Consider the following 20,607-nt stretch of genomic DNA (forward strand, 5'->3'; position numbering starts at 1 on the left):
TTATTCTTTAATGAGTTGTTGAATCCAAGCGCCTTTGTCCGTCTCCAGCTGTACTATGTATTGGGCCGATGGCAAATTGGACACATCCAATACAATCTCTGCGCTCAAAAGATCTTCTTCTTTCACCATTAGAACCCTTCCCATGAGATCATAAATGACGATTTTGTTAATTTGAACGGCTCCCGAATTTAAAATGGCCACACTCCCCGTTGTGGGGTTTGGCACTAGTTTTACTACTTTGTTTGCATCTAGATCATTTACACCCAAAACCTCATCTACGATCAATTGAAAATTGCAGCTTTCATTATTACCGCTTTCATCCTCGACCGTAATTGAGACGGTATAGGTACCTTCGGTAAGTTGGGTTCCGACGGCTGGGTTTTGGGAAACTATGGTAATTGGATCGGTACAATTATCATCGGCAGTTGCCAATCCCAAGGCAAAATAATCCGGTACCGTGAATTGTGTCCCAATAAGAATAACCTCTGTTTGGTTTGACGGACACACCACTGTGGGATCTATAGTGTCGGTAACTGTAACGACCGCAATACAACTGGCCGTATTTCCATAAATATCAGTTGCTGTTAGGGTCACATTATTGGTGCCTAGATCATCACAATCGAATGTATTTGTATCTATAGTTATGGCAGATATTCCGCAGGCATCATTAGTTCCTCCATCTATATCGGTAACCGTAATAAATGCAGTTCCTGAGATATCGAGTTGTATAGCAATGTCCTGACATATTACAGTAGGGGGCACATTATCCTCTACGGTAACAATTGCACTACAATTATCTATATTTCCACTGGTATCCAAAACTGTAAGCAACACGGAATTCGCTCCCACATTACTACAATTGAACAATGTATTGCTTGCAGAAATACTTGCTATTCCGCAGGCATCTGTACTGCCTCCATCAATATCTGAAGGATCAATAAAAGCATTCCCACTGGCATCTAATTGAATGGTGATGTTCTGGCAAACTGCAGTAGGGTCGGTGTCATCTTCTATAGTAACTATTGCGCTGCAAGTGTCTGTATTACCACTTGTATCGGTAACTGTAAGGGTTACGGTATTGGCTCCTAGATTACTGCAATCAAAGGTATTCGGAGAAACACTCATGGATGCAATTCCACAAAAATCGGAACTGCCTCCATCTATCTGCGAAGCCTCTAAGGTGGCAAGTCCGTTACCGTCCAATGATAAAGTGATATTTTGACACACGGCCGTGGGATTTAAATCATCCAAAACAGTTACGTTAGCAGTACAGGTACCCGTATTTCCGTTTACATCGGTCACAGAAAGGGTTACCACATTGTTTCCCACATCGGCACAGGTAAAACTGCTTATATCCAAACTTGAAGAGGTAATGCCACAATTATCCGAACTACCTCCATCGATATCACTTGGCAGTATCGACCCATTCCCAGAGGCATCGAGAATTACCGTTATGTCCTGACAACTTACTGCTGGTGGAATGGTATCTTCCACAGTGACCACAGCTGTACATTGGGTAGTTAAACCACTGGCATTGGTTACACTTAGCACCACATTGTTTAGACCAATGTTAGAGCAATTAAACGAAGTAACGTCTATACTGGTTGTAGCCGTACCACAGGAAACGGTACTTCCTGCGTCCACATCTGCAGCAGTTATAGAGGCATTCCCCGTTGCATCTAATTGAATCGTGATGTTCTGGCAATTGGCCACAGGTGCGCTGGTATCAACCACGGTTACATTAGCTGTAGCAGTGTCCGAATTCCCTGAGCTATCCGTTACGGTTAAGGTAACTGGAACAGGGCCTCCCGTATCTGCACAGGTAAACATATTGGGTAGTACCGTTAAGGACGCTATGTTACAATTATCCGTAGAGCCGTTATCCACATCACTCCCCGTAATAAAGGCTTCACCACTTGTGTTTAAAATTACTGAGATATCACCTGCAACGGCAATAGGGTTTATCATTTCACTAACAGTAACCTGAGCCATACATGTTGCCGTATTTCCACTAGCATCGGCCACGGTTAATTCTACCATATTCACCCCAAGGTTGGAACAATCGAAGTTTGTCGTAGACGAACTGAAGGAAGCAATTCCGCAGGCATCACTACTTCCATTATCCAATTGTGAGGCCGTGATGCTTCCATTGCCAGCTGCATCTAACTGAACGGTAATGTTCTGACAAACGGCCACTGGAGGTGTTGTATCTTCTACCGTAACCTGGGCGGTACATGTGGATGTATTTCCATAAGGGTCGGTAAGGGTAAGCATTACATTGTTCACTCCAATATTGGTGCAGTCGAATGAAGAGACATCTATGCTTTGCACAGCAATACCACAAGGATCGTCACTATCCCCCAAAATATCGGCAGGGGTAATGGTCGCCATGCCGCTTGCATCTAAAGCAACTGTAATATCTGCACAGCTATTTGAAGGTGCCGTGGTATCTTCAACAGTGACAAAAGCAGTCTGGCTTGTAGTGTTTCCATAAATATCGATTGCGGTAACCTCTACGGGATTCGGATTGGTAAGAATATCTTCACAACTAAATTGACTGGGTTCTACCCTATACCTTAGTACTTGACCACCATTACAATTATCTACTGCCGGGGCTGTATATAATTCATCAGCGACTACAAAGGCACTTCCCATACTGTTTAGCGTCTTGGTAATGTTCATGACACTAAAAGTAGGCGCGATATTGTCCAAAACGGTAACATTAGCACTGCAACTTGAGGTATTGCCATTGCCGTCATCGACTGTTAAGGTAACCGTTAAAGGACTTTGAACCCCAAATGGGGTGAATACAAAGGTGTTAATAGGAAAACCCAATCCACTTATGGGCGGTGCTGGTGGTGTTGGCAGAGGAGGATTGGTAGTTAGTGTCCCCAGAGCACCCGGACTACTATAAGCCCAAGTACCATCGTCGAAATCGAAAACACCCCCGTTTTGTTCCGTATTATTAATTCTATAAGCCCAACCATTGGTATATGCCCACTGGTCCAATCTCCCCAATTCGGTATCGGGTTCAATTTCTACAGCATTTATATCTCCAAATGTATCGATGGGGTTACCATTGTAGAACAGGGAAACTACATCGTTTCCATCAATATTGGCGGCTTCATTGGTGGCCACATAATCGGCCGGCACCCCAAAGAAACTTGTGAATGAAGTTTGATCGTGGGTAATGGTAAGATGGGTTCCTGCTGCGATGACCGAAGTATTATTCGGAAATGTATATTCCAAGGGAACAGAGTTTCCTTCTATAGGGTTTGCAGAACCCAAGCCATAGAGACCTAAATCCCCTACTGCGATATCTTTAATTGCATACAATTCGATAGCACGTGGTCTTCCTGTAGTTGCAGTATCACCAATGACTCCTGTTAAAAGAAGTTCACGGTCCGGTAGAGGATTGAACACATCGTCACAATCGAAAGTTGTCTGACTTGCACTAAACGATAGGGTATTACAAGAACTGTTTCCGGTGGAAGGGTTTGAAGGATCGTCTAAATCTTCGGGTATAATGGTTACTGACCCTGTAGGGCCCAAAGTGACAGTGATATCCTGACAATTGGCTTGTACAGGCTCGGTTAATTCCAGGACCGTTATGGTAGCCATGCAACTATCTGAATTACCAAAACTATCGGTAACCGTAAGCGTTACCATTTGTGGACCTAAGTCGGCACATGTAAAATCCGTTTGAGAAAGCGCGAAGAAAACCGATCCGCAATTATCAGAAGAACCATTATCTACCTGACTCGTAAGCAATGTTGCATTGCCAGTGGCGTCCAGTGTAATAGTCGCATCTTGACAGTTCACCGTAGGGGACATCATATCGGTTACTGTTACCGTTGCCATACACGAGTCTGTATTCCCACCGCCATCGGTAACTGTTAGTATTACTGTATTTGGACCCGCATCTGCACAAGTAAAAGTGTCTATGTTTATAGATAGGGTAACAGCTCCTTCCCCATCACTGGAACCTCCGTCCACATCGCTGGCTACAATGGTTACCATACCCGATGAATCTAGCAGCACGTTTATATTAGAACACACAGCCGTGGGAGGATTGGTATCTTGCCCAAAAGCCAAAAAAGGAATGAGAAAAAAGATTAGGGGTATCACCTTTTTCATTGTCGAGAGTTTAGTTGTCGTAAATGTAATGGCTAGGCCAACGCAAGAAAATACGTACGGCCTGATAAAAAATACGTAGGGGTACGTAGTTAAAGGGAGAGGATAATCTCTTTATTTTCTGATGTCCAAACAGATAAGGAATCTACACTTTTTGGAAGGTCTAATTTAGCAATGATATTGGCCCTGTGCTTTTGAACAGTCCGATGGGAAATACTGAGCAAATCACTAATTTCCTTACTGGTTTTCTCTTGGGCTATTAATCGGACAATGGTTCGTTCCGATGGCGATAAGTATTTTATTTTTTCTAATTGTGGGCTTATTTCACGATTGAAAATATCGTCGAATGCACCGCTGAAATAACTCTTCCCATCTGCGACAGCTAGGATACAAGCTTCAATCTCTGAGAAAGGCTCGTCCTTTAATAGATACCCAGAAATTTCCAGTTTTTTGGCTTTTAGTACGAATGCTTTCTCTTTATGGGAAGTAAGAATAATGAATTTCGTGGCCACTCCTTTTTCTTTGCACTTTTTGATCACTTCGAAGCCCGACAGCAATGGCATTTCAATATCGAGCACAGCAATCCTTGGATGCTCTTTTACAATACTATCCAATGCCTGTGCACCGTTAAGCGCACCTTCGAACACCAAAAACCCGGCCTCTTTTAGTTGATCTGATAACCCTTTTAATAACATAGGGTGATCGTCTGCTGGCAATATGGAGATATCCTGCTTGTTCATGAAATGGGTATTTCCGCTATAATGGAAGTGCCTTCTCCTTCTTTACTATTAATTTGAAGTGTTCCTTTCAAAATTCGTATCCTCTCAGCTAGAGTTTTTAATCCTAGGCTTGAGTTTTTTATACCTTCAGTGACCAAAAACCCCTTGCCGTTATCCTTAATACGAACCCTTATTTTAGCATCTTGCTTTTTAACGGTCACCACAAGTGAGGTTGCCTCAGCATGCTTCAATATATTGGTCATACTTTCTTGAATAAATCTATAAAAATTTAGGCTATCTTCCTCAGAAAAGTAAGTATCAATTTCATCTATTTCCGAAGTACAGAATAAATCTGTTTGTTCATCGAGATCATACACAAGTTGCTCTATACTTTCCGACAGTCCAAGTTGCTTCAAAACGGTTGGGTATAACCCTCTAGAGATACTGCGTATTTCTTCTAAAGCACCGTGTGTCATACTGGAAAGTTCGTTTTGAGATAGATCCTGGGCCTTGCGTTTAATTAGTGTGAGCTGCTGGCCTACACTATCATGCAATTCTTTGGCTATTTTGTTGCGTTCAGATTCCTGTGATAGCAATAGATTTTCTGAAAAATCCTCTTGAAGGCGCCGTTTATCCTCGGCTTGTTTCAGAAAATATATAACCAGTCCGGCAAAACTTAGGGAAAGCAACAAATAAAACCACCAAGTCTTATAAAAGAAGTTTTTGGAGTGTATTGAAAGTAAAAGCGACTCACCTATTTTATCCCCGGAGTAATCTGACGCTTCAATTTCCAAGCGATATTTGCCAGCACCTAAATTTGGAAATCGAATGGATTGTTCTTGCCCAAGATCAATCCAATCTTGATTGTTCATTCTGTATTTAAATCGATGTTCCCTGTTTTCTACATTGTTCGTTAGGGAAAAATCTACTTTCAGTTCCTTGAATTCTGCTGGCAAAATAATCTCAGATTGATGCTCCAATAACTCTCTATTGTGAACGTCCACGATTTTTCCTTGCTCCTTATCATAGCTCCTCACCTTTAAAAGGCTAATCTGTGAATCGAATTGCTTAGGTTTTAGCTCTGAAGGTTTAAAGTAATTGAGCCCCCTAATACATCCTACCAAAAAACCGTTTCCGGTGTCCAATGCACTATATCTGTTTGCCTCTTTGTGACTTAAACCATCTTTTTCGGAATAACGTACTTTAGATTTTGTCTTTATATTAAATGCAACAATACCATTAAATGTGTTTATCCACCACGTATCCCCTTCAAAAAGCACTGTAGCTATTCCCGCATTAAGGTCGTCCTCATATAAAGTGGTAAAGGATCGTTCTTGCAAATTGAATGCTACCAATTTTCCCGATCGAGTTCCCAATAAGTAGCCATAATCGGGATGGTAGTCGGTCATCAAAATAAATGGGTCATCCAGCTGCAAAGAATCATTGATCAATTGATGCTCCTTACTTTGCAAATCATAGGTTAGCACTCCATTATTCGTTCCCACAACCACAGCCCCTTCATTGCGAAATTCGAGATCCAACATGGTTAACGAATCTGTGAGCACCAACTTGTTGTGTTTTGTGGTATTCTTATTAAATTCCATTAAATGATATCCATTGGTCGAATATATAAAGGTGGAATCTGTTGGCATTACCAAGGAGGTTACTGGATAGTGTCGGTATGAGATCGTTTCACCGTTTTCAATATTTACCTTCAAGATATTCCCGAAACTAGTACTCCAAATAAAATTCCCTTCCCTAAGTATTGCCCGAGATGACACAGGAAGTAATTCTATATCATTTTCCTTAAGTGGGAAAGGCGTTGTGGTTTTCGAATTCAAATCTAGAACATGCCATCCATTTCTTTCAGTTGCTACCATGTAGCGGTTATTCCCGAGCGCCATTAAGGACCTTAACTGCATATATGGAAGGTAGACATCAATCTTTTTTTCGGGAAATCGAAAATAATGTAGCTCCCCACTATCGGTAGCCAGCCAAAGATCCTTGGTCAGGTCTTGCGAAATCAGGTTAATGGCCGATGAATTTTCGAACGAGTCATTTTGAAACATCAATTTGAACCCATCATCCATTAAAGAATAAAACTCAAGGGGGCCATCGTCTCTTTTAGCAACCATATGATTCCCCAAGGGATCGTTATATACCCTTAAAACTTTCGATGACAGGTTAAACCCCTCTGCTTCTATGGGTACTATTTTCTTTTCTCCATGAATCAATTCATGCAATTGTCCCTTAGAATGCACAAAAGCGTACTTTTTGTCCTGTACATCAAAAACCTCATCTAACCAGAATTTACTCACCATAGCACCCCGATCCCTTAAAAATGACTCCTGGGAATATCTTTTCAATACATTTCCATTCCAGTCCAAATACACTAAGGGGAAGTTGTCATCTCCAATAATGCAATAATCTTCGTAAGGAATAAAAATCGTAGCAGAATCCAACCTAAATTTGTTCTCCTCACTACTAAAATTGAACAAAGGGGTTAGCGTAAGGTCATTATTTAGAATATTGAGAGTTATTTCCCTATGTACCTGAGTTAGAAAATATTCTTTATTGTCATATCTGAACACCCTTGAAACCGCAATATCGAAGTTCTCCGAATTAGGCAGGTTTACTTCTGTAAACTGAGTGGTAAAAGGATCGAAAAGAAAGATACAATCTCCTTCGGACGAACGTGCTCCTACATAAAACTTGCCATCGTCCCTTTTAAACAATTCGTGCACACTTAGCACCTTGCGATCGCTTTCAGGGAACGTAATACTGTGAAAGGACGTTCCATTAAACCGTAACAGGGATAATTCTTTATCGTTTACGACCAATTTCCTGACATCTAATTGAGCTCCTCCAAGCCACAAAAACCCATCATTATCAAACTCCATGGCATTTATGTAATCAAGGTCGAGTCCATCTTGTTTCGAAAAAGACTTATGGTACACAGTTCCCATTTGAGCATGGGCAGTAATCACCAGAAAATAAAAAAAGAAGGGGAGTATTTTTTTTACCACGATCGTAAATATATCTATTTTAGCTGAAACGATTATGGCTAAAACCAAGACTACTTTTTTCTGCCAAAACTGCGGCTCCCAATATTCTAAATGGCAGGGGCAATGCACCTCATGCAAGGAATGGAATACCATTGCAGAAGAAGTGGTTCAGAAAGCTCAAAAACCGGGATGGGATGCTTCCTCTCAACCCAGTGCCAAAAGAGCCGCCAAACCCGTTCGCATTTCTGAAATTGACACCAGGGTTGAAACTCGCTTGAATACGCAAAACCAGGAGCTCAATCGTGTCATGGGCGGAGGACTGGTCCCAGGGTCCTTATCTCTTCTAGGAGGTGAACCCGGTATAGGAAAAAGTACACTTATGTTGCAAGTAGCTTTGCAACTCCCCTACAAGACGCTTTATGTTTCTGGTGAGGAAAGTGCGCAACAAATTAAAATGCGGGCAGAACGAATTCATCCAAATTCTGAGCATTGCTTCATACTTACTGAAACCAATACACAACAAATTTTCAGGAATATAAGTGAAATGCAACCTGATATTGTGGTAATAGATTCCATACAAACCCTACAAACCAATCATATTGAAAGTAGTGCAGGGAGTGTGTCACAAATACGGGAATGCACCGCAGAGCTTATTAAATTTGCAAAAGAGACAGCTACTCCCGTCATTTTGATAGGCCATATTACAAAGGATGGTCACATTGCTGGACCCAAGATCCTAGAGCATATGGTAGATACAGTCTTACAATTCGAAGGAGACCGAAATCATGTGTACCGCATTCTTCGGGCCCATAAAAACCGATTTGGAAGCACCCATGAACTGGGTATTTATGAAATGCAAGGAAATGGCTTAAGGGAAGTATCCAATCCCAGTGAAATATTGATTTCAAAAAATGAGGAAGACCTGAGTGGAACAGCCATTGCGGCTACTTTGGAAGGAATGCGCCCATTAATGATAGAAATCCAAGCACTGGTAAGTACCGCTGTTTATGGAACCCCCCAACGTAGCACGACGGGTTATAATGTAAAGCGATTGAACATGCTCCTAGCGGTATTGGAAAAACGTGCTGGGTTTAAATTAGGTGCGAAAGATGTTTTCTTAAATGTAACGGGTGGAATCTCCGTAGACGATCCTGCCATCGATCTCGCCGTAGTAGCTGCCGTACTATCCTCCAATATAGATATTGCCATAGACAAACGCATGTGCTTCGCAGCGGAAATTGGATTGGCTGGTGAGGTGCGTCCCGTGACACGAGTGGATCAACGAATTTCTGAAGCAGAAAAACTAGGTTTTGAAAGCATTATCATCTCTAAATACTGTAAGCTTCCCAAAGAAACCTATGGCATACAAGTGATTAAGCTGGCCAAGGTCCATGATGTGGTAAAATATTTATTTGGGTAATTAATAATCTATTGTCCTTAGGTATTTCGGTAGTAAATTGCGTACTTCTTCCACTTTTGCCTTGTTGAACCCCTTCTCTTCCATCATATCTAAATTATACTGAAGATTGGCATAGGTATAGAAGAACATCAGCCTATTGTAGGCATCTAACTCCTCATTTGCAATAGCTTCTAAAATTTCGGTTTTAAAAAGGGGTAACTGCTCACTCTCTGCAATCGCCCTTCCTACCCTTCGTATACTTCCATAATAATGATTTTGGGAAGGGTTAGAAGTTCTTAATGTAATTCCCAAAAGAAGATCTGGAACGTTTATATCCAATTCTTCCAGTTCCTTGATATACGTATTTCTCTGTCCCCAGGCATAGCTGCCATCTGAGACTCGTTGAAAATTATCGTTCATGATATCTAAATGTGCCCTCACGAATACTTCCCAGCTATAGCTTTCTGCCGATAATTGGGCGATATTCATGGCATGGTACCTAGGGCTTGAATCTTGGCTACAACTTCCAATTACAATTCTATTTCGCTTTAAAGCCAATGCCTCTTTTTTTGAAAGCAATAAAGCAACGTATCTTTCGAAGGTGTCACTGGATATTTTACGTTTCAGTGCTTCTTCGTAGGATTCCTTCAACAGTTTATCAAAAGTAGGTTCTTCGACAAGCACCTCTTTTATATGAGACAGCTTTCTGTTTTCATATTTCCGAAATTCCTTCTGATATGCATGATACTCTTCATAATCTGAATAACTAGGTTCTGGTTCCACTCCTGCATACTCAGCATCTATTTTTTCAATTAGTTGGAGTTGCTTTAACTTTTTAGCTTCCTCAGAAAAAAACAAATACGATCTATTCGCATCTTTGGGGTGAATTGTTGCAGTGGTATCTACCAGACATTCGGAGTACTGAATCATCCTGGCATATTTATATGGTATTTTGGATGATGTAAGTGGTCCGTCCAAATACAATACATCGAACTCGCCATCATAGACCTTGTTTACTGTCCAGGGACTTTCTTTGGCAACGCCTTTCCGTAGGTTTTCCTTATAAAATGAATACTCACTTGGATACGTATTTATCTCAACAACCGTATTACCCTCATAATCCTCATACTGACTTTGTACAACGAGTTCTTTTCTATCTGGGGCAACCTTGTATTTTTTAAGGAATTCCTCTAATGAAATTGAACCCTTAATGTCCTTCAAAAGATTCTTTCTTTGCTTTTTGGGAAGTGAAAAAATATATCCAGTTGTTTGATAATTGGATTTGAAATCCTTGCTAAGATCGCAAACCCGGAATTGTTGGTTTTCCATTGCCACAATTTCCGAGAGTTTGGACATGGCTTCGGGCGAATAAATAAGCCCATTTTCGTGTGTGGTAAATTCATTTTGTGCTGTAACAAGGGTTGCAGCCACAGAAAACAATAGGACAAATAGAATTCTCATAATTAATGGTTTTCCCTAAATATACCGAGGAAAACCAACTCCTGTTCCATAAAATTCGTCAAGAACCTATTTGGTTGAGGGAACGCTCCTTTTGAGATAGGGTGCCAAGTAATTAGGGTGCCGGATTCGGCATTTCCGTATGTACTTTTCCTATATCACGCAATACCTCTTCGGAAAGGGAAATATGTATACTATCAATATTTTCCGAAAGCTGATCTAGCGAGGTGGCTCCAATGATGTTGGAAGTAACAAAAGGACGTTCATTCACGAAGGCAAGGGCCATTTGCGAAAGACTCATTCCATACTTCTTCGCAATGGCATTGTATTTCTTGGTGGCCGCCAATGAAGAATTACTGCTGTACCTACTATAATTCGGAAAGCGCGTTATCCTAGCCCCTTCTGGTTTTTGACCATCTAGGTATTTTCCCGTAAGCACTCCAAACGCTAATGGAGAATAGACCAAGTATCCCACGTTTTCCATGTGCAAAACTTCCGTCAGGCCTATTTCATCCCGCCGCTGTAATAGATTATACGCATTTTGGGTGGACACCATTTTCATTTTCCCCTTTCTATGTTCTTCCATATAGCGCATAATCCCATAAGGAGTTTCATTAGAAAGTCCAATATGCCTAATCTTACCCTGTTTTACGTAGCCCTCCAACCGTTCTAATATTTCACCAATATTATCTTGCCATTCCGTATTGGGTGCGTGGCTGTAATCTCGAACACCAAATATATTTACGGCTCTTTCTGGCCAATGCAGTTGGTAGAGATCTATATAATCTGTTTGTAAACGTTTCAGGCTTTTATGAAGGGCGTCATCCAATGATTCCTTGCTAAAATCCAAACTAGGGCGAATATCCTTGAAAATTCCCCTTCCGGGCCCTGTTATCTTGGTGGCCAAAACCACCTTATCCCTATTTCCCGTTTTCGCCAACCAGGTTCCGATATACTGTTCTGTTAGCCCTTGGGTTTCCATAGTAAAGGGAACGGCATACATTTCGGCAGTATCAATAAAATTGATTCCTTTATCAAGTGCATAATCCAATTGTGCGTGTCCTTCCGTTTCGGTGTTCTGACGTCCAAAGGTCATGGTGCCGAGGCATATTTTACTAACGTTTATATCGGTATTGGGTAATTGGGAATATTTCATAAAAAGACCCCTAGAATACTATTTGGGGCTACATTTAAAGGGATTAAAACTACTCGGTGCAAGTTACGGATTTTGGCTCATTTTAAGCGTTACGGTTTATTCTTGACATATTTTCGGGAAACAAAAAGTAATGCTGTTATCGCCATAGCACCAAAAAGGAACCAAAGCAAGTAACCCATTCTACTTTTAGGGGTTTCGACAACACCATAATGCACAAATGCAGCCCAATAATAGGGTGACTTCTTTGTATTGTCGAGATTGGATTCCTTTAAATAGGATAGTTGTGATCTATGCAAAGACGGTCCTTTCAACCCTGTATTTTCGAATTCCCTATAAAAATCCTGCATGATGTGTGCGGTACTATAATCATTTACATTCCATAATGAAAAAAGCACATTATCCGTTCCGGTATATTGAAAAGCCCTTGCCATATTTTGCACCCCTTCTCCTCGAATTACCTTACCAACTCCAGTTTCACATGCGCTAAGCACGACCAAATCCTTCCGAAACTCGAACCCATACAACTCTTCCACACTAACCGTCCTATCTGCCAATTCAATTACGGCAGGATTGGTAAATGACCCTCCACTTGCATGAGTGGAAATATGCAATATCGAATAATCCGGTGATTGCTCAAAAAAGGAAGTTGCGGTAGCCTCTTCCTTGATAAGTATAGTGGCATCCGAATTTTTTTGAATGCCCTTGGCCTCTTCCAGGGAAAAATCTAACGCTCTTGGCGTATCGGCGAAAACCGGAAATAGACCCAATACCTTGGATTCCCTCATTTCGTTTCCGGCATTCAAATAATTGTCTACGGACAAAGCATACGTAACCTGAGTCTCATTTAGTAGCCAAGGCATCCCTTCAAATTCAGAACCAACTACTTCTTGGGTGAGCAGTGCTGCCAGTGGCACAAATGAAAGTAAACCATCCGGAATGACTACCAATCGCTCTGTTCTGGGTAATTGAATAGCCTTGTAAAGCGCATAAGACGCTTGGGCAAAGCCTTGAGGATCGTTGGCTATTCGATTCGAATTTTCAAAGTATAGTATATAATTATTTATATATTGCAATATTACATTTATAGTAATTGAATTCAATCGATTCATTTCAATCCCCTTCTCATTCACTATGAATTGATAGAGTGTCTCTTTCCCCATAAAATAGCTCACTATAGTTTCCTCCCTGTTTCGGCAATGATCCATCAATTGTTTTACGGTAAGGGTGCTGCCTTTTCCTAAAAAGGGATAGACAGAATTCAGGGCGGTGTATACCCTTCTTTGTTCAAGCAAAATGCTATTATATTCTTCCTGTGTTTTTTGAAAAGTAGATGCCTCATGAACCCCCAACTTTCGTATTTGTTCTAATTTCAGTTCTAGCTCCGTCAAAGCTCGCTTGCTTCTTTGTAACGCGTTCACAAGGGAATCCTCTTTATCGAATAGTAATTCCTGTATCCTTCTTGCCTCCTGAAGTACTGGACTCTTTGTGCCCTGTTCCAAGGAAAAGGCACGTTCTAACCATGTCGCTTTTTTATCCTTTTGATAGAGCCCATACAACAGATCCAAACATCGCTCTGTTCGTATTTTATTCTCGTTTTGTTTCCATAATTTGGTGTGTTGCAACATCGAAGGCTCATCCATCATATCAGTTACTTTGAAAGCCAGGTCATACGCTTTCAAAGCCTGTTGCTCCTGATTTTGAAAGGCAAATATGGCGGCATGAAGATCCAATGCATCAATCAAAGTATTATCTGGAAACAACCTGTTTTCTGAAGGTAATCCATCACTACTGGAATAATCTGGGATGAGTCCACGATACAGTTGAAACAGATTTTTTTTTGCTTCCTCGGCGTTCTTCAGCATCCATTGTGTTTGAGCCAATGCCAATTTCAGCTTTAACCACTCCCTTAAGGATAATCCAACCCAGTTTTGATAATACTGTTCGCATTGTTTCAGCACTTCTAATGCCCTCAAGGGTTCTCCTTTCTTCAACTGAATACTTGCCCATAACTGTAGTGCATTCACATGAACTTCATTAGATAACATTACCGGCTTCATGATGTTTTCGGCTGTCGTTATATCGTCTAAACTGAGGTAATTGTTGGCTAGATTCAATACGAGTTTATCATTATTAGGTGCCAGTAATATCCCTTGTTTCAATATCTGAATTGCCTGATGGTAATTTCCCTTATTCTGAAAAACGACGGATAGATTCAACAAGCCAGACGCCTCATCTTCTTTTCGCTCCTGTCTCTGTGCTTCCAAAATATATTCACGTATGATATTTTCGGCTTCGGACAGTGCATTGGTCTTGGTGTACAAATTGCCCAATGGCTTGTAACAGAATTCAATCATATTGAACCCCTTCAAAGAATACTGTTGAAACAACCGTTTTGCCTCCTCATAACTATATATGGCTTCCTTAAATTGAAAATACCGCTGCTGATTATAACCCAAATTGCAAAGGGAAACGACCTTGGCCAAACGATCTTCATTGTTGGTTGGATTCCATGCCCGAACAACCTCTAAAAATGCCAGGGTATTTGCTTCGGAAGGTGTTTCCAAGAATGCATCTAATTGTTTATAGGCCTCTTGAGCGGAAGTAATTTGGGAGCATCCTACAAAAGGAATGAGACCTATCGCCACATATAGAATTATGGTCCTTAAAATTTCCAAATTCCGTAGACTTGAACTTGTGAAGTAGGCTCATTGAAGTTGAATACATATCGGGCACCCACACTTGGCCCAATACGCGCACCTCCTATATTTGCTCCAACAAATACCCCACTTTGAAAATTGGTGAAACTTTCATCGCATTCTATCCGTTGAAAGGTATCCCTAGTTTCATCACGTATTTCGCCTTCACCCGGAATGTTCAACGAGAATTCCCCCGTAGTCTCGGAGATACAGTTGGTGCTTAGATCTAATTTTAGTTGAACCCCAGCTCCAACAGCCAGGAAATTATTCAAATTATACCTATAGGAAATAGGCACTAGATAGGTAGTAATCCCCTTCTCTTCATTGGCTTCTGTGAATCGAACAATTTCGGATATCCCAATATCATTGGTGTTGATGGTTTCAAAATTCTTGAAATCATCGAATGACTTGGCCGAAAACATCAGTTCGGCTTGTAAATAGCCACGATAACTTTTGAAAGGTGAAATAGTGGCCCCTACAAAATACTCTTTGCTGTTATCCAAATCGGGATTAAAAATATATCCTGCTTTGGCCCCAATGGAAATACCGGGAAGAAATCGTGTGGTACTGTAATTGGTTAAAATGGGTTCATTCTTGTCAAAATAAATCGCGGTTCTACTGCGTGTTTTCTTTTTGTGAAAGTCTTTCCCAAATTTCATGCGGTAACGCACAAATCCCTTGGTAGAATCCTTTTCGGTAACTCCCTTTTGAGCCGTTCCAGGGAGGTATATTTTCTTAAAGGTAAAAATGATTTTATCCTTTTCCAAAATGGTATCCAAACAGGAGTAATTGACTTCCTGTTTTGGACAAATTCGGCATTTGGGGTACATATCGAGCACCTCCAATGTGGATTTATCGAACATTTCCGGCGTATCCACTTCTAACCTAATGGTATTGGCTGGGCCCTCCCCATCATTCTGAAAACGAACTTTAAATTTCACTTTTTTGTTTCGAATCCAACGATAATTCATGATCGTTCCGCTGGACGACATTTTATTGGGATCATGGGAGGTCACAATTTCCAACTCTGTATCCTTTACCGTATGATTTCCGTAATTCTCATCTGGAACATAAATACTTCGCAATGTTACAATGGCACTGGTATCCTTCAACATCTCCGGAGTAGTCTTCAGGGTCCTGAAAAGATTGCGTTCTTCTCCTGGCTGCATATCTTGAAATTCAATTACTTGATACTCTCGATAATTCTCCTTTGATTCTTCTAAGGTGGCCGGTAATATGGTACGTTTTGTAGTATCCTGCAATGCCATTTTTTTAATCACCAGTTCATCTCCGTCCGATGCCCAATAACTTTTGGAATCGTTTGGCTCTTTTGCATGGGCAAACAAAATTTCATTGGAAATCTGTTCTCCGTGATGCATACGGGTATCCTCTAAAACGAAGTTGTTATCCTTGAACTGGGTATCATTATAAAAAAGGTATAGCTTTCCATTGGTCACATAATCCTTCGTGTTCTTATAACTTGTTATGAGTACGACTTCTTGGTCAGGAAGAGCCTCCCTATTGGTCTTTACCCACAAATCTTCTTCCCCCGTAAATGGCGAACCATCCTCTGTACTGGCCACATCCGTCTGTTCATCGACATTAAAATTTACCGATACTTTCTCGGGCCTGCTTTCTGGTGGTTTTCCGTTGTCGTAGTTATTGGTACTCCATAACTTTACGGAGTAATTACCAGGTTTTTTATACGCATGTTCGGGTTTTTCCTTAAAGCTATAGTCACCATCACCAAACTCCCAATAGTAGGTATAAAATGCCTTTGGCGCTCCTGCTATTTGGTTCAAGGGTGGCATATCTGCCCTAAAATTTACCCTATTACCTAACACATCGTAAAATACGGGAGCACTCCGGGTTAGGGTATCCTGCTGTACTTCTTGCGATTGTAGTTTTTCGCCCCAAACCAGTACCCAAGCGCACATGACAATTATCCAAAGTTTCGCTTTCATCCTACAAACCGTTTATGGCGTTAATAAATCCTGTTTCGTCCGCAGTTTGGGTATTCAAGGTAGTAATCAGAAAATCAGTTGTGACTGTTCCTCTTTTTGTGGCATACACATATTCATTATTCTGAACGGTAACAAAAACCGCATCTGTAGCAATTCCCACAGGGATTTGGGCATACGACTCCGAGAATACATCCAAAGTAGCATCGTACGCATCGAATAAACCTATTGCCGTGCTTGCCGTATTATAGCACAAAAAAACATTGCCGTTGGTTTTGTTATAACCATTGGGTGCCTTGTTATAGGCTATTGTTCTGGGGGAAGTATCCGAATTATACCTACCAATGTTTTTCCATCCGAGGGTTTGCAATATGGTTTGGTATCCAAAAATCTTGACCCCGGAAGGATCTATATAAGGTTTTTCAAATACAGGCACTGTCGTGATCTCCTCTTCCCAAAGAACGGTACAATTCAATTCTGGACAGGTTGGTGAATAAAATAGAAATTGTTGTTCCCCCAAGTTGTTGGAAGGTACAAATACCCGGATAGGTTGAAGAAAAGAAACGGGTGCTCCTTGATAAGTAATATCGATATAGAACATGCTTTCACTAAAAAGGGGTTCAATAGTACCACTGAGATTTATCCCATTAGTGGATAACTGGCAGGCGATGATTTCCCCGGGTTCATACATTTCTATAAGTGCTATATCCACATCGCCATCTATAAAGATTCCGTTTTGCTCAAAAGTCTGTGGATTTACAAAAATACGGGTGCCTTGTTCTGCTTGAATTTCAGCCCCTGACAGATTTGAGGCCCTAAAATTTTGCACCCTGGGCAAGCGACATTCCATTAAGCTTGCCTGGTACGCTGCTCCATCTATAGGTCCTTGAGCATTGGGAGTTTGAATGGCCCCAACATTACAATTATCGTCACCTTCGCTGGAACAAGACAACAGAATAAGGCATGCCAGAAGAATTCGTGTGAAGTTACTGGTTTTCATGGCGGTTAGTTTAGTTGTTTAAAGTTACTAAAAAATGAATTGACAGTTTAAAATGGAGGCATCCCAGTGAGAAAGGATCTCACCGGGACTCTCCATCAACAAACCAACAACATCCTAGGGAAGTGCATCGATTAGGGCAAAAAGTTCTGCTTCGGTAGCTGTTTGTGTCGTTCCAATTACTTCAATGTGGTCTTCTCCAATTACTGCAGATTGAATGGCATATACATATGCCCCATTTTGCTTGGACATGAAAATAATATGTACTTCCAATCCTACGGGGATTTGACCATAGTGCTCGGTAAATAGTCCTTGTTCTGCATCATAAATATCCAACAGGGCGAGACCCGGTTCTCCATCATAGGAGAGAAATACACTGCAATTGGTTTCATTGTATCCTTCTGGAGCCTCAACGTACATCATGGTTTTTGGCCCTGCATACGAATACCATTTGTCAAGATTGGTCCAGCCGAATTCCTCACGAAATCCTGAATATCCAACCACATAGGTGCCGTCTGGCCCCATTCCTTCTCCCTGCATTAATTGATCCTCGTCTTCTTCCCATACAACATCACAATCTAAGGTATCACATCCTCCTTCGGCCGAGAATAATTTCATGTTGGGATCAAAATCATTACTTGGCACGAACACCTGAAATGGAGTTGCGGGAAATACTTCCTCGCCATTCTGGTCGGCACGCACAAAGAATTCACCACCAGAAAGAAGTGCTTCGATATCGCCATTATCATTCTTGCCATTGGTCGCCACGCGTTTTAGAGCCATATCCCCTTTACCATAGACTTCCAACAATTCGACATTTACATTACCGGATATAGGACTTCCATTGGCATCCTGAAAGGCATTTGGACCAAAAATTACATTGGTTCCTTTGACACCGACAACTGTCCCTCCTAAAGCACCATCGATTGTAAAATCTTGCAGTGCTTCCTCACGATTGTTTTGGATATCGTCCATGTGCTCGGTTCCATCTATCTCAAGTGGAATATTTACATTTCCGGTATCACTGTCATCCGAAATATCGCAACTAAGCAGTGTAAGACATAATGCACTTACAGCAAGGGCACTCATCATTGTTCTTTTTAATAAATTGGTTGGGGCTGTGTGGTTCATTTGTAAGGTTTTCATAATTCTTGTTTTAGTGTTTACACCTTTATATCTAACAGAAAACAAATTGTTACCCCCTTTTGTGAAAAAAGTTAGTCTTCCTGAAAAAAAGAAGGTCCCGCACACTTACAAAAGTGATACGGAACCTAGGTTAGCCAGCTGATTTTAACGGCTAATTCTTAATAAACTTGAAGGTCTGATCCTGCCTACTATCATTGGAAATCGAGACGAAATACATACCCGAATTAAGGCTTTCCACTGGAATTGCCTTAGAGGCATCGATGGTTCCTTGAACTACCTTTCTTCCTAGGGCATCAAAGATGACATAGTTATTCGCTCCTTGGAACGTTGTAAATAATGTATCGCTTACGGGGTTAGGGAAAATAACTCCCATTTCAACTTCCTGGTTCCCCGATGACAGGGTGGGATCGCAAAGGTCTTCATTATAGTTATACCCGTTCATGTTGAGGGCCAATGGCGAAGTAAATACGGGAACTACCGCAGAACTTACCTGGATGGTAAAAGTGCTTATCCCAACGGGTGTAATGTTCAATAAAAGGTCCTGACATTGATTCCGCTTATTGAAGTCGGTTTTATATAGTTCGGCAGCAGTAAAGCTCGCACTTGTATTTCTTCTGTAACCCACATGGAAGTAATCGCTTACAGTACCGGTGGCATTGCGGTGTACGAAACTCATCTCGGGATAGTAGATCAATGGCATTTGTCCGTTCCAAAAATTGAACTCGTCTCCGATAGGTTCTGTATGCGGCACCAAATACTGATAGTTCAATCCAACTGGGTTGCCCGTGGCCTTGTCAAACTCATAGACAAACACATTGCTTTGTCCGAAAAAGGAGGTGCCTCCTGCGGTCCAGTTTTCATCGCGATCATAACCCGCAATAACGAAGTTATTAGGACTAGTTAGGGATTCCATAATACTGAAACCATAGCGATCTAGATCACTTGCACTACCATACCAAGACTTTGTAAAGTCTATTACCCCTGTAGTATTATTAAAAACGGTTATCCCAAAATAGTGGGAAACAGAATAGTTCACCAATGCATAGATCTCATTTGTACCAGCATCATAATAGGCATCTACACTTACATCTTGAGAATTCCCAAAAATGTAGCTATTATCCCAAACTTGGGTGCCCATAAAATCGATCTTGTGAGCCAACACCCCTTGTTGGGTAAAACCCGCTGCATTAAGCCCGGTAGCACTTCCAGTAAGGAAGTAGCCATCAGAAGTCTCAGTTACTCGATTTACAAAGTCGTAATCTGCCGTGGCAGGAACTCCTGTATCCACCTCGGTAGCCCAAATGAAGTTTAAACCTGCATCTGTGCGAAGCACAAAGCCAATATTGGCATTACATGTAGTATCCAGATTATAACAATCGCTAAAGAATCCTGATACGACAAATCCTGGATCTGCTGTTCCATCACCATCGGCATCACTTTCAGTGTACGCAATATGTAGTCCTCTTGAATTAAAATTTGGGGACACGATATCGTAGTATTGTGTATTCAGCACAACACCGGTGGCGGCCTCAATTTCGGCAATGAAGACTCTTTTTATTCCAGAAACATCTACAGAACCTGTAATGTATACTAGGTCGAATCGATTTTCGATATCAAAAATCCTGGCATTTACTAGTGGAAGGGCATCGTATTTTCTTGCCCACACTACTAATCCATTTTGATTAATTCGCTTTAATGAAATTACTTGTGTAGTCATTGTAGGATCGAAAAGATTGGAAGCTACCATAATGTCATCGGATCCATCGTTGATAATGGTTTGATTAAGGTCATGGTAATGTTCGTTGGGAGCACTCACATTGGTTTGGTATTGTGCCGCCATGTAAAGGGTCGTTAAAAATGTAAGGATTGAAAGAAGTAATTTAGTTTTCATAATTGAAAGATTTTAGTTTTTAATATTCAACCTTATATCTTCCCC

11 protein-coding genes are annotated in these 20,607 nt (G+C 41.1%); 1 reads left to right on the forward strand and 10 read right to left on the reverse strand.

All coding sequences use genetic code 11. The features are described 5' to 3' along the window. From AC6JAD_RS04610 to AC6JAD_RS04620, 3 genes are all read right to left on the reverse strand, one after another. A complete protein-coding gene (locus AC6JAD_RS04610) occupies positions 1-4,137 on the reverse strand; it encodes an HYR domain-containing protein (RefSeq protein WP_461302312.1) in 4,137 nt (1,378 codons plus the stop codon). 89 nt (positions 4,138-4,226) lie between these two features. Beyond that, positions 4,227-4,874: a response regulator gene (locus AC6JAD_RS04615; protein ID WP_461302311.1), complete on the reverse strand. Its 648-nt coding sequence runs from the start codon at positions 4,872-4,874 to the stop codon at positions 4,227-4,229. After that, the gene (locus AC6JAD_RS04620) at positions 4,871-7,927 is read right to left on the reverse strand and encodes a sensor histidine kinase (RefSeq protein ID WP_497866062.1); all 3,057 of its coding nucleotides are present in this window, start codon (positions 7,925-7,927) and stop codon (positions 4,871-4,873) included. Before AC6JAD_RS04620 ends, AC6JAD_RS04615 begins: the two co-directional genes overlap by 4 nt. On the opposite strand from AC6JAD_RS04620, the gene radA reads away from it, so the two are divergent. After that, positions 7,914-9,278 (forward strand): DNA repair protein RadA, encoded by a 1,365-nt coding sequence (gene radA, locus AC6JAD_RS04625; RefSeq protein WP_461302309.1) that lies wholly within the window; start codon positions 7,914-7,916, stop codon positions 9,276-9,278. The two genes, AC6JAD_RS04620 and radA, sit on opposite strands and share 14 nt — an antisense overlap. Here the strand turns inward: radA and AC6JAD_RS04630 are convergent, their stop codons facing one another. The 7 genes from AC6JAD_RS04630 to AC6JAD_RS04660 all read right to left on the reverse strand — a co-directional run bounded on the left by AC6JAD_RS04630 (position 9,279) and on the right by AC6JAD_RS04660 (position 20,562). Continuing rightward, the gene (locus AC6JAD_RS04630; RefSeq protein ID WP_461302308.1) at positions 9,279-10,718 is read right to left on the reverse strand and encodes a hypothetical protein; all 1,440 of its coding nucleotides are present in this window, start codon (positions 10,716-10,718) and stop codon (positions 9,279-9,281) included. Positions 10,719-10,830: 112 nt separating this feature from the next. Continuing rightward, complete coding sequence (locus AC6JAD_RS04635) at positions 10,831-11,871, reverse strand: NADP(H)-dependent aldo-keto reductase (RefSeq protein ID WP_461302307.1); 1,041 nt, start codon at positions 11,869-11,871, stop codon at positions 10,831-10,833. A gap of 89 nt (positions 11,872-11,960) precedes the next feature. Beyond that, positions 11,961-14,546 carry a CHAT domain-containing protein gene (locus tag AC6JAD_RS04640; protein ID WP_461302306.1) on the reverse strand — a complete coding sequence of 862 codons (2,586 nt, stop codon included), beginning with the start codon at positions 14,544-14,546 and terminating at the stop codon, positions 11,961-11,963. Next, positions 14,534-16,504 (reverse strand): DUF7849 domain-containing protein, encoded by a 1,971-nt coding sequence (locus AC6JAD_RS04645; protein WP_461302847.1) that lies wholly within the window; start codon positions 16,502-16,504, stop codon positions 14,534-14,536. Before AC6JAD_RS04645 ends, AC6JAD_RS04640 begins: the two co-directional genes overlap by 13 nt. A 28-nt stretch (positions 16,505-16,532) precedes the next feature. Then, positions 16,533-17,528: a hypothetical protein gene (locus AC6JAD_RS04650; RefSeq protein WP_461302305.1), complete on the reverse strand. Its 996-nt coding sequence runs from the start codon at positions 17,526-17,528 to the stop codon at positions 16,533-16,535. A 114-nt stretch (positions 17,529-17,642) separates the two neighbouring features. After that, positions 17,643-18,671, reverse strand: a complete 1,029-nt coding sequence (locus AC6JAD_RS04655; RefSeq protein WP_461302304.1) for a hypothetical protein — start codon at positions 18,669-18,671, stop codon at positions 17,643-17,645. A 151-nt stretch (positions 18,672-18,822) separates the two neighbouring features. Then, positions 18,823-20,562 (reverse strand): T9SS type A sorting domain-containing protein, encoded by a 1,740-nt coding sequence (locus AC6JAD_RS04660; RefSeq protein WP_497866064.1) that lies wholly within the window; start codon positions 20,560-20,562, stop codon positions 18,823-18,825. Between the last annotated feature and the right edge of the window lie 45 nt (positions 20,563-20,607).

It is taken from the genome of Aureisphaera sp. (assembly GCF_059726885.1).